This is a genomic window from Streptomyces cyaneochromogenes (assembly GCF_003963535.1).
Taxonomy (GTDB): Bacteria; Actinomycetota; Actinomycetes; order Streptomycetales; family Streptomycetaceae; genus Streptomyces; species Streptomyces shaanxiensis.
Map to the genome: position 1 here is coordinate 10,626,012 of NZ_CP034539.1, position 11,730 is coordinate 10,637,741.

Here is an 11,730-nt window from a genome sequence, read left to right on the forward strand (position 1 = left end):
CTGGCCCCTGACGGCGCTGGAGCGAATTGACGCAGGACAACCGGACGGCTGGCCCCGAACAGAGAGCCGGGGCGGCTGGTTGAAGGGGTGGTCAGGGTCGGCGTGGGGCAGGATGCCGGGTGCGGCAGGCCGGTTGGCGCTGACGGAGGGGGCTGGCTTCGGTGCGCGTTGAGGTGCTGATCGATGAGGAGCGCGAACTGCGCTCGCTGCGAAGCTGGTTGGGGCAGGAGCCTGAGGTGCGCAGGTCCGCTGTGGTGGCACTGCGTGAACGGTCGGTGGAGCCCGGGGCGATGGGTGGTGTGCTGGATGTTCTTGAGCTGGTGACGGGCAACGGATGGAGCGCTGCGTCGTTCGTGCTGGCGGTGGCTGCGTGGCGCCAGACCCGGTCACGGGCGCCGCAGGTCACGATCCGGCGGGGAGATGTCGAGGTCAGCATCTGCAACGGGTCGGAGGCCGAGCTGGCTCGCGTTCTTGCCGTGCTGGAGGACGGTGTCGACGAAGGCCCGAACACCGGACGGCATGCTGCAGACGGGCCGCAACAGTGAGATCGCTGCCCGATCCGGCCGCGTCCCGGGCGGTACTGGTGGGAGTCAGCCGCTACTCGACACTGGAACCGCTGCCTGCAGTGGCGAACAACCTGCCCGCCCTCGCCGATGCACTGACCGACCCCGCATCGTGGAACCTGCCTGCCAGTCACTGCAGCGTTGTCGCCGAGCCAGAGACGCAGCGCGACATGCTGGACCCGGTCAAGGCGGCCGCCGACCACGCCAGGGACACCCTGCTGGTGTACTTCGCGGGCCACGGCCTGGTCGACGGCCGCGGTGAGCTCTTCTTCGGCCTACCCCTCTCCGTCCAGGGCCACAGCTACACCGGGGTCACCTACCAGGCATTGCGCGAGATCGTCACGGACTGTGCAGCACAGCGCATCGTCATCATCCTGGACTGCTGCATGAGCGGACGGGCCCTGGGACTGATGGGCGGCGAGGACCTCCTGGCCGACCAGGCAGAGATCGACGGAAGCTACCTGCTTGCCGCCGCCCCCGAGAACGGACGTGCGCTCGCCCCGCCCGGGGAGACCTACACCGCCTTCACCGGCGAACTCCTGCATATCCTGCAGCACGGCATCACTGGCCAGCCCCGTGAACTGGATCTGAACACCGTCTACCAGCGGCTGCGCAGCGAACTCGCCGCAAAAGGCCGGCCGACACCGCAAAAACGGGACCGCAACACCGCCGGACGCCTCGTCCTGGCCCACAACCGGGCCTATCGCCCAATCCCCGCCCCAAGCAGAGCAGCGGCCAGCGAGACGGATTGGCCCGACCCGGACGAGTGCCACACGCCGCTCGCCTTCCTCGACGCCCTGGCCGAGACCAGAGTACTCACCGGCCTGACAATCCCCGCCCTGAGTGAGCGCACCGACCCGCCTGTGGCACCGGCCACCATCAGCCGACTCCTCAACCGCACCACGCTGCCCGCCACTTGGAAGACCACCGGCATCTACCTGGCCGCCTGCGGCCTCCACCCCGAACAGATCAAGGCATGGCAGTCAGCCTGGCAGCGGCTGCGTACCCACGAACAGCAAAGCCCGGAGCCACCGCTGGCGCCCCCGCAGCCACCGGCCCAGACTTGGCGAGCCCGTCTGCCAGGACGCAGGCGCAAACGCCACTAGCCGCCCGGCTTCTGTGGAGAGCCTGCCTGGGACGTGAGCATTCGCTCTGCAGCAAGGGGGACGCAAAGCATCAGCGGCCGACGGACGACGAGACGGACGACGGCTCGGGCGCAGGCTTGTCATTGCTGCTGGAGTCGGGAGAGAAGAACCCCATCCAGGCCCCCACCACCAGCAGTCCCACGACCACAATTCCAGTCCCGGACTTCTTCGCTCCCGTGCCCTTGCCTTCCGACCGGTTCACCCAATGCCCCGCCCGGTAGTACTTGCCAGAACGACCCGCCACGCAACACCCCCGAGGTCAGTCTCACAGCGACAGCCCACCCGCCGCAGTCACAGAGTGTTGCAGCGCACCGCGAAGTGGGGTACAGGATGAACCGAATTTGGCTGATACACGCCATGACATAGCGTGATGAGATCAACACGCATTCGCAGTACGCGTGTTGATCTCGAGGCTTTGGAAGAGCCGTGCCCCGGCTTCGAATGCGAGTCTGGCTGCAGCGGCCGTGGCGCAGCAGATCAGGACTCGGTCCACGGTGGGTCTGGCGTGTAGTTGAGGCCGAGCAGAATCGGCAGTGCCATTCCGATGGGAGCTCCCACTTGTCGACCCACCAGCCGACCTGCCGGCCCTGGAAATAGTTGTCGCCCCCGCACCAGCCGCAGTCGAAGACGAACTCGCCATCCGCGATCTGTACGGGCAGTGACACAGTGCCCTGTTCGTCCATCCCGTCATCCTCGCGCGCACGCCACCGATGATCATCATGTTCTGCCCTCACCCCGCCACAGTCTCCTCAGGGTCGGACCGGCCAGCCACCAAGTCATACAGCGTGAAGTCGTTGCCGAGCGGGGTGTCGAGCAGCAGAATCCGCGCTCCACGGATTCGGCGCCGCCACAGCGGTGTCAACTGAAGATGGAGGACACGGGCTTCGGCCTGCAGTACGCCCAGGGCTGTCGGTGCGAGACAGCGGCCTGTTCGCAGAGGGTTGGCCCAGCCGCCAAGGAGCGCTGTGGATACTGCCTCAGCCCACTGAGCCCCCCACCGCAGGCCCAGCACATCGGTGGTGAAGGCCCGCATGGCCCCTTGCTGCCCGGTCACCGCCGCTGTTCGGGCCTCAAGAGCTTTCACGATGTCGGGCAGGAGGATGTCGTACGAGGTTGTTCCTGCCTGCACGACCGCTACCGGGTCGGTCCAGGACACCCCGCCGCCGATCGGGAGGATCTCGCAGTTGTCCCTGAGGTCGGGCGTGGACCTGACGCTTACGGTAAGAACGTACGGCTTGCTCGCTGGGGCCGCGGCGACCGGCTCAGCTTGCCCAGTACGCAGATCGATTCGGACTAGATGCCAGCATAGGCCCGGATTCGGACCGGATCCGCTGCTGCCGGGTTGTAGGAGTCCGGCGGAGTGGGGCGGCGGTCGATGGTCATCGAACGGACCTCCTCGTCGCGTCGGGCGGAAGTAGCTTCCTCCTCGGCCTCCGTAAGGCAGCTTTCCAGCAATAAATCTTGAAATGCTGGCCAGCCTTCGGGAAATCGGCGCATCGCGGCGCAACGTTCGACAGCGCCTCTGCCGCTGCTGTCACAAAAGGGGGCTAAGAACCGCCCGCGGGTCATACGCTCCATGGACGGCCCGGGCGAGCCAACCGCCTGTGCACAGTGGAGCGTCGCCCATGCAGTGGCCCGGGGGAATGAGACGGGGACATGGAAGAAGAGGACAACACAGTCGGGGCGCCAGCGGGGCCGGAGCGCGATGTATCGGCGGACGGTGCGCTCGGCGGCGGCCCTTACTCAAACACGAGTGCCAGCACGGCCGGATCGGTAATCGTGGGGGACTGCAGCGTCGTGATCGACGCGAACCTGACGTCGACCGTAACTCCGCTCGAGCCACAGGCCCGCCCTCATCCGGTGCGCCGCGATCGGGCGGAGCCGCTGAACCGGCCTCACCGACAACTTCAGGGCCGTGCCGCTGAGTTGGCTGAGCTGGGCGAGGCTGTCCGGGCCGCTCAGGACAGCGGCGGCATCGTGCAACTGGTGGGGCCAGCCGGCGTGGGCAAGAGCACGCTCATGCGGCATGCGGCCCGACTCCTGGCACCTGGACCGGACGGCGCACTGTTCTTAAGCGCGGCCCGCCGTGAGGTGGCGGACCTCGCTCAGGAGATGTTTGAAGCCTGCTACGAGGTCGAGGACTACGCGCCTGCTGGGAGAGACCTTCGACGCCTGATGGCCCGCGTGCGGATGACCGTATATATCGATGAGGCCGATCTAACCACCGAGCAGGTGGCCGAACTCGCGGACATGGCTCCCCAAGCGACCTTCGTCTTCGCGAGTCGCGATCGGCTGCCGGGCGACGTCGACGTCGTGGAGGTGCCGGGGCTAAGCCGTGAAATGGCACTGGACCTGCTGGTTGCCTGGGGGCTTCGGCGCCCCCAGCATCAGGGCAAGCTCGTTGAGGCCCATGACTTGTGCACACCTATGCTTGGACGACCGCTGCTGCTGCTACGCGCGGCCGGCCTGGCCCGGATCGAGTCGTCGGACGAGCCGACGGTACCCCGCCCGACAGACGCTGAAGCCATCCTGCAGAGGCTGTTCGATCGGCTCGACACGGAGCAGCAAAACGTCCTCAGGCTCTTGGCGACACTGGACGCAGAGTTGAGCCCGTCCCACGTCGGCACCCTGTGCGGTATCTCGGACCCGATAGGCGTGTGCGCGGACTTGACCGACCTGGGGCTGGTGCAGGCAGAGGAGCGTGGCTACCGCATCGCTTCCGACGCGCTGGATGAAGCGCAACGCCGGAATCGTCCGTTCCCCGCCGAGCAGTTATGCGACCACTTCAGCCGGTGGGCCACCCTGCCCACGATTACCCCGACCCAAGTCGTCTGGCACGGGGCGGCGTTGGAACGGGCGATGCAGTTGGCCCAGGAGCAAGGAGTCCCGCACGTTGCGGTGAGCCTTGCAAGAGCGGTCTCACCCCAACTGGCCCGTTCACTGAGGTTAGGCGTATGGATCCGAGTCGTCGACGAGGGTCGGCGGGCCGCCTGGCAGGCGGATGACGAGAGAGCCAAGGCCTACTTCACCCATGAGAAAGGCATCCAACACCTGCTCACCGGTCGGCACGTCACTGCCACCGCTCACCTGGCCGAGGCGGCTGAGCTGTGGCAGCAACTCGGCGACACCGACGCCGCGGACGCCACGCGGGAGAGCATGACCGCGATCCGCAGCCCAAGCGGCACCGCCGCTGGTGTCTCGGTGCTCCCCGGTGCTGCCGACGCTGCCGGCGCAGGCGCGGCGACAGCAGCATCCGCTGGGATTGGGTGCGCGCCATGGATGTTGATTGCCATCCTGAGCGCCCTCTTTTCGACGACCCTGGTGTACACAACCCACAACGACGAGCCGAGAAAGGGGGCACAGCAAACATACGTCGAGGAAATCGGCGAGGCCCGCCAACGCCTCTTTAGCGGCCAGCTCATCTACACAGACCCGCACTCGATGGGCCTCGTGGCAGGCGCGCAGCCACGCCGATTCCAAGTCGCCATCCGGGGCGCCTGGCGCCAGGCCAAGCCCGGTGAAGAGCAAGCCCCTGTGAAGGCCGGAGCGCAGATCGGGGTGAAACTTCACTGCTCGGGCAACGTACGATGCACGCCGCTGTCCTCAGAACGCCAAAACGTACTCTCACGGAGCGACAAGGCCACCTGGACATGGGCCCTGAGCGCGCGCGATGCCGGGAAAGCCAGCGTCGCCCTCACGGTGACCGCCTACCTCGGCGACGGGAACACCGTGCTCGTCGAGAAGCCGCCACAGATGTTGAGCCTCGATGTCGCAGCGGCCCCCAGCGACAACAGCTGGTACTCCTGGATCACGGATCTCTGGCGCTGGATGAGCAACGCAATCACCACACTAGGAGGGATCGCTGTCTCCCTCAGCGCCATCGCCGCCGCGGTCGTCATGCTGGTCCGCCGGAGGCTCCCACCGGCCGACGTAGCCGACAACGGAACCCCTCAGCCGCCGCGCGGCATCCGCCGACGGCTACGAGTGCCACCTGTGCGACAGACTCGCCCTCGCCCCGTTCACCCCCGCAGGCAACACACTGAGGTACGAACGTCTCAGCCAAACCAGCGCGCAGCTGCTCACCGTGAACCTCGGGAATGACAAACACTTGAAGCTCAACCGCCCATATGTCGCTGCATCGGCAGAATGTCAGCCCGAGTGAACATAACTGCACCTTCGGTGCTGTCAGTGCTCAGTCTCAGCGGACTGCGTCTCGGTCTCAGGAGTAGTGGCCGACTTGGGGGCCGTGTAGAAGACGGACCTTCCTTGCTTGGTGCGCTCCGCCTGGCTCTTGGCCACGAGACCCTCGAGCGTAACCCGCACGACCTTGTCCGCGATCTGACGCTCAGGGTGGGTCTGGCCGAGCGCCGCAGAGATCTCCGCAGCGGAGCGCGGTTCCTTCAACTCGAGAAGGTGGCGGCGAATGAGCTCGACCAGGGTGGGCTGGGCCGCCTTCGTGGCACCCTCCGTCTCGGCCGCCGGCTTCTTGGCTGCTGCCTTACCCGGCGCGGCCGCGGGCTTCCGCGTCCTGGGCTTCCCGCCGCGAGCGGCAGCAGCCTTCCGCCGGGGAGAGGGCACTGTGGCATTCTCGGACTTTGCCGCAGTCTGAGCTGGCGCTTCCGTGATCCCAAGCACCTGCCGCATGTTCACCAGCACAGTGTGGTCGCGCTGCACTGCGGCAAGCTGCTCCTGCAGGGCGGCGATCTCCGCACTGATACGTTCCTGCTCCTTGGCGTTGCGTTCGAGATCACCGGTCACCTGGGCGACGTACTGCGATGTCAGATCGGTGGCGGGAGCCGTTGACTCGGGCATGGTGCTGACCTTTCCTCGGCGAATGACCGTGCTGCGGGGCTGCACCGCATGCGAGTGGTGCCCCTCTTGGGCGAGATGTCGGCGGCCCGGCGGGGGAGCCGCAAGCGCCGCAAGACGCCTCGGCGTACAGATGGTACGGACAAACAGCGCTGGTTGTTCCTTCCCAGCGTTGTCTTCTCGCCCCGGGTCAGTCTCAGCGCTGCTGTGTTCCGTTCCGGTGAGGCAGTGCTGCGGGACGAGTTGGTGCCTGCGGCTGAGGCAGTTGCCAGAACACCTCGCCTGACTCCTGGTTGTAGCGCCAGGCGGACAGCGTGCGGATGCTCACGAGTTGGTCGAGCATGTCCGCGGTCTGATGGGGGGAGTGCCCACACAGACGGGCAAGGATGTCCATGTCGACGCCGCGGTGGTCATGAGCGCAGGTGTGAGCGGCGAGCACGAGTGCCGTCAGACGCACGGCCGGTGGTGCAGTGGCAGGCAGAGCCAATGGCGCGGGGTGCAGGGCCCAGTGAGCAGCGTGGCGGCGTGTACGGCGACCGGGCACTTGGCCCAGGAGTGCCGCATCCCGCACACCGTCCTCTGCCCGGCCCGCACCCCCACCTGCCAGACCAGCCCTTACCTTGAGGCGATCCGCCGCCAACTCGCCGTCCGCACCCGCCGCCTGAACGACACCGGCGCACTCACTCCCGGTCCGCCCACTGCAAGCGGACAGTCCGACGACCCCGACACCCACGACGGCCCCGCCCGGCCCGTCGTGCAGCTGCTGCTGTGCCGCTACCTCGCCGAGCACGCGGTCGAACACCTCCGCTGCGTGGCCCAGACCCGCCACCGTCACCGCTGCCCCCACCCCATCCGCGCCCTCACCGGACCCGCCGGAACCTGGAGACTGCTGCCCACCGGACCCCGCCGCGGCCAACTGGCCCTGCCCGACGTACTGATGGCCATCTACGACCTGGGCCACCTGCCCTACCGCGGGCAACTGCGCTGGCGCGCCCAGCGCTGCCCCCAACACGACGCAGCCCCCGGCGCCGCCGACCTCGCCCTGGCCGAATGGCAGCCCTTCGATCCCCTCCTGCACGCGGCACACATCCGAACCCGCCTGCCCCACCCTGAAGCCCGCCGGCCCGGAAGCCGGTGACGATGCCCAACCACGCCCTGGAGATCACGCTGACCCGGCCCCTGACATCGGTCGAACTCCGCCACGCTGCCCAAGCCTGGCCACTCGCCGCCAACCACAACGCCACCCGCCTCATGGCCCTCGCAGACGCCAAAACCGACGCACGTGCCGCCCACCGCCTGCGCCAGCGCCTCACCATCCGGCTGCCCATCGACGTGATCACCAGCCACTACCCGGACACCCACGGCCGCGTCCTGCTCAACGTCGCCTTGCCACCCGACGCGCGCACCGCTCTGCAACGCGGCGCCCGCCGCGCAGGCCTGACCCCCGAACGCTTCGTACGAGAGGCCCTCCACCGCGCCCTGGCCGAGCACGCCGACCGGGAAGCCGACCGACTCGACCGCGCCGTACGCCACCTCCTCGCCAGCACCACCCCTGCGCACCTGCTGTCCGCCGTCGGGCACGTCCTCACGCGCCCACTGAAAGGCCCCACCCCATGAACCCCACGGACGAACAGACCGCAGCAGTCGACGCCTTCCACACCGGCAGCCACCTCGCCCTGCAGGCAGGCGCCGGCACCGGGAAAACCACCACACTCGCCCTGCTGGCCCGCACCACCCCACGCCGCGGCCGCTACCTCGCCTACAACCGCGCCATCGCCCAGGACGCACGCGCCCGTTTCCCGAACACCGTGCAGTGCAAGACCGCCCACGCGCTCGCCTGCGCAGATGTGGGCCACCGCTACACCCGCCGCCTGAACGCACCCCGCCGCCCGGCCTGGCAGACCGGACAAGCCCTCGGCATCACCAAAGCCCTCCGCATCGCAGACCGCGACGTCACCCCGAAAGCCCTCTCCAACGCCGCCCTGCGCACCGTGACCCGCTTCTGCCACACCGCAGACGAGGCCATCACCCGCCACCACGTCCCCCATCTGCGCGGACTGGAAGGCACCGGTCTCCACGCCCAACTCGCCGCCTACATCGTGCCGTTCGCCCGCAAAGCCTGGGCCGACCTGCAGCACCCCGACGACGGCGCCGTCCGCTTCGACCACGACCACTACCTCAAGATCTGGGCTCTTGCCCGGCCCCGCATCCAGGCCGACTTCCTGCTGCTGGACGAGGCCCAGGACACTAACCCCGTCGTCGAACAGATCTTCCTCGCCCAGCGCGAGCACGCACAGCTCGTCATGGTCGGCGACTCAGCCCAGGCCATCTACCACTGGCGCGGCGCCAAGGACGTCATGACCGGCTTCGACGGCACCCACCTGACCCTGTCCCAGTCCTTCCGCTTCGGCCCCGACCTCGCCGCGGAAGCCAACCGCTGGCTGCACCTCGCCGACGCCCCGATCCGTCTCACCGGCACTCCCGCCGTGCCCACCGAACTCGGCCCAGTCACCCAGCCGGACGCCGTGCTGTGCCGCACCAACGTCGGCGCCATGGCCCAGGTCATGACCCTCATGGCGGCCGGCTACCGGGTCGCCGTGGCCGGGGGAGGAGACAGCCTGCAGGCCCTGGCCCTTGCGGCCCGCGACCTGAAGGAAGGCCGCCGCACCCACCACCCCGAACTCATCCTCTTCCCCTCATGGGGCGATCTGCAGGACTACGCCGCCCACGACGCGGCCGGCCGCGACCTGCAGCCCCTGGTCAACCTCGTCGACACCCACGGCACCGACGCCATCCTCACGGCCGTCGCCCGCCTCGCCCCCGAGCCACACGCGCAGGTCACCGTCTCCACCGCCCACAAGGCGAAAGGACGTGAATGGTCCCGCGTGCTCATCGCGGACGACTTCGCCCGTCCCAAGAACAACCCGCCCGACGAGCAGACAGGCCCCCCGCCGACACCCGATCCCATCGACGACGCCGAAGCCCGCCTGGCCTATGTAGCGGTCACCCGCACCCGCCAACGCCTCGACCTGGGCGGACTGTCCTGGATCCACGACCATCCCGACGGCCCCCCGGTCGGCGACGACCGCGCCCGTCCACCGGCGCTGCCACAGCCTCCTGCCGCTGCCAGGACATGAAGCCAGGTGCCCGCCAGATCGGCCTGTCGGCCGGCCCGCACCCCTTCCGGGACGGCCAGGCTCGACGCGAGGCCCCGCTCCAGCACGACGGACGATGGACACCTCGGCTATCCCGATGCACCTGACACGCGCTCACTGCTGCGGCTGGGGATGGACAAAGACAAGTTTTGTGGTTCCAGGCCCTTTGAGCCCGGTAGCGGTCATGCTGGTCCAGGGACGCACGTGATGCGGGGGTGGAGGGGGACTTGCCGGATCAGCCTGACTTGTTCTCCGTGCAGCAGGAGGACGACGCGGAGGGTCTAGAGCACATACCGCCATTCGCGGCACCGGTCGCTGCTGCACCGAGCGCAGTGACACGCGATCCGGTGGCACTGCGCATCGCCGAGGCCGTCCGGGACGTGTTCGGCGACTTCGGTTCCGAACACGGCCTGAGCCGCGGGGAGATAGCCCAGGCGTGTGCTGCGGTGGCCTCCGCCGGCGAGTTTGATGCGAGATTCAGGGTCTTCATCAAGCTTCGTCTGCTGGAGTCGCTGCGCGGCAAGGCCCACGACCAGCGGTATGTGTTCAACCCGACCAGCGGCGCGGCGCTGTTGGTCTATGAGCGGCTCGGGGAGGCTGGCGGTGTCCAGGAGATCACCATGCTGCTGGACCGGACCCGCGAAGGCCTCCTGAACGGCTCCCTGACCGAGGAGCAACTGGCCGCCAAGATTGCGCAGGCCCGGCGCAGCTTGGCGAACTACACCAACCACCTGCTGCGGCTCGTTCGGACCAGGCCCATCGAAGAACTGCTTGGCCAGCGCCACCACCATGCCCACACCACCTCGCTCGAGGAGGCGAAACACCTGGTCCACGCCGTCGCCGAGCAGTACCCCGCGCTGCGTCCTGCCGGTACCCGCCTGATCCAGGAAGCCCTGCGCTACACGGCAGCCGTCAACGAGTTCCACGACCGGCTCATGCAACAAGCCACCACCCGCCGCGACTTCAGCATGCTCCTTCCCGAGCAGTACGTGACCGCGGCCCGGCGGTCCTCCGCCGATGCGCTTGCGCAGGTGTTCGCCACGACCGTCTTCGATCCGCCGCACGTCCAGATCACCACGGGCCAGATCCTCACCGCCGCAGCCGACCACCAGCCCCCACCACCACGGCAGCGCCTGCCCCGCCCCCCGTCGCGGCCGCCCGGCCCGGACCCGGTCGAGGCCGCACGAGCCAAGGCCGCGCTCGCCCGCCAGCGACGGGAGGCCACCGTGACCCTGCTCATGGCCGGCAAGGACGAAGCCGACGTCACCGCCGCCCTGCGGGCCCTGCCCTGGCAGGCAGCGGTCAAGCATCTGGTCGAGCTGCTGCGCGCCGCAGCGGACCCGGCCATCCCGTTCATGCTCGACATCTCCCGCGAGGTCATCGTGGATGGTGCAGGCCCGGTCACCTACGCCTCACCGGTGACCGCGTACCGCATCCCCGACAGCCCCCAAGGCATGGACGACGACACCGAAGCCGCACCGCAGAGCCCCCATGAGTGACCCCTACCTGCTGGCACGCGCCCGGGCCCTGCGCACGGTTCCCATCCCCGCGGACCGCGCCGAACTCAGCCGGCTGCGCCGCGCCGTCGACGATGTGGAGCGCCGTCTGGTGGAGACCGTCACACCCGACGGTATCCAGGAGCTGATGGCCGGCTGGGCCCCCGACGTGGAACCGGCCAGCGGCGCCCTGGGCGACAGCGACGCCCACCGCACCGCCTCGGCCGTCCGCCTGGTCACACTGGCCTGCTGCATCCGCCACTGCTGGCCCGACCCCAGCCAGCCGCTGTACCCGGGACAGCCCGCCGCGCAGGAGGACGTCATCGCCTCCCTGGCTCCCCTCCAGGACGCCCTCACTCCCCGGGAAGGCGTGGCCGCACTGGGCCAGAGCGCACACTTCCTGACGGCCCTGCGGTTCCTGCGCGCCTGCGGCCACCTCTCGGCGGACGCCGGCGACGGCATGATCCGCCTCGGACCCATGGTCGCGCTGTGGTCCGAGCGTGATGTGGCCGAACTCCGCGGCGGATACGACGTCCTGCCCGCTCCGAGGAAGGGATGAACC

11 protein-coding genes are annotated in these 11,730 nt (G+C 68.6%); 8 read left to right on the forward strand and 3 right to left on the reverse strand.

Going from position 1 to position 11,730, the window contains the following annotated elements; genetic code table 11:
* Positions 1–161: 161 nt before the first annotated feature.
* Together EJ357_RS47750 and EJ357_RS47755 are read left to right on the forward strand one after the other, a co-directional pair.
* The gene (locus EJ357_RS47750) at positions 162–545 is read left to right on the forward strand and encodes an effector-associated constant component EACC1 (protein ID WP_126387455.1); all 384 of its coding nucleotides are present in this window, start codon (positions 162–164) and stop codon (positions 543–545) included.
* Complete coding sequence (locus tag EJ357_RS47755; protein ID WP_175647233.1) at positions 542–1,669, forward strand: caspase family protein; 1,128 nt, start codon at positions 542–544, stop codon at positions 1,667–1,669. Before EJ357_RS47750 ends, EJ357_RS47755 begins: the two co-directional genes overlap by 4 nt.
* Before the next feature lie 70 nt (positions 1,670–1,739).
* Here EJ357_RS47755 and EJ357_RS48835 read toward each other — a convergent pair whose 3' ends face one another.
* Both EJ357_RS48835 and EJ357_RS47765 read right to left on the reverse strand, forming a co-directional pair.
* Positions 1,740–1,910 (reverse strand): hypothetical protein, encoded by a 171-nt coding sequence (locus tag EJ357_RS48835; RefSeq protein ID WP_175647232.1) that lies wholly within the window; start codon positions 1,908–1,910, stop codon positions 1,740–1,742.
* A 528-nt stretch (positions 1,911–2,438) separates the two neighbouring features.
* Complete coding sequence (locus EJ357_RS47765; protein WP_126387451.1) at positions 2,439–2,864, reverse strand: hypothetical protein; 426 nt, start codon at positions 2,862–2,864, stop codon at positions 2,439–2,441.
* Positions 2,865–3,364: 500 nt separating this feature from the next.
* On the opposite strand from EJ357_RS47765, the gene EJ357_RS47770 reads away from it, so the two are divergent.
* Positions 3,365–5,809 (forward strand): ATP-binding protein, encoded by a 2,445-nt coding sequence (locus EJ357_RS47770; protein ID WP_126387449.1) that lies wholly within the window; start codon positions 3,365–3,367, stop codon positions 5,807–5,809.
* A gap of 84 nt (positions 5,810–5,893) precedes the next feature.
* Here EJ357_RS47770 and EJ357_RS47775 read toward each other — a convergent pair whose 3' ends face one another.
* On the reverse strand, positions 5,894–6,520 hold the full coding sequence (locus tag EJ357_RS47775) for a hypothetical protein (RefSeq protein WP_126387447.1): 627 nt from the start codon (positions 6,518–6,520) through the stop codon (positions 5,894–5,896).
* 361 nt (positions 6,521–6,881) lie between these two features.
* On the opposite strand from EJ357_RS47775, the gene EJ357_RS47780 reads away from it, so the two are divergent.
* From EJ357_RS47780 to EJ357_RS47800, 5 genes are all read left to right on the forward strand, one after another.
* Positions 6,882–7,655 carry a DUF6083 domain-containing protein gene (locus tag EJ357_RS47780; protein ID WP_228472875.1) on the forward strand — a complete coding sequence of 258 codons (774 nt, stop codon included), beginning with the start codon at positions 6,882–6,884 and terminating at the stop codon, positions 7,653–7,655.
* Positions 7,652–8,134 carry a hypothetical protein gene (locus EJ357_RS47785; protein WP_126387445.1) on the forward strand — a complete coding sequence of 161 codons (483 nt, stop codon included), beginning with the start codon at positions 7,652–7,654 and terminating at the stop codon, positions 8,132–8,134. Before EJ357_RS47780 ends, EJ357_RS47785 begins: the two co-directional genes overlap by 4 nt.
* The gene (locus EJ357_RS47790) at positions 8,131–9,654 is read left to right on the forward strand and encodes a UvrD-helicase domain-containing protein (RefSeq protein ID WP_126387443.1); all 1,524 of its coding nucleotides are present in this window, start codon (positions 8,131–8,133) and stop codon (positions 9,652–9,654) included. The genes EJ357_RS47785 and EJ357_RS47790 overlap by 4 nt, the downstream gene beginning before the upstream one ends.
* Before the next feature lie 350 nt (positions 9,655–10,004).
* Positions 10,005–11,171 (forward strand): hypothetical protein, encoded by a 1,167-nt coding sequence (locus EJ357_RS47795; RefSeq protein ID WP_228472877.1) that lies wholly within the window; start codon positions 10,005–10,007, stop codon positions 11,169–11,171.
* On the forward strand, positions 11,164–11,727 hold the full coding sequence (locus tag EJ357_RS47800) for a hypothetical protein (protein ID WP_126387439.1): 564 nt from the start codon (positions 11,164–11,166) through the stop codon (positions 11,725–11,727). The genes EJ357_RS47795 and EJ357_RS47800 overlap by 8 nt, the downstream gene beginning before the upstream one ends.
* Positions 11,728–11,730 lie beyond the last annotated feature (3 nt).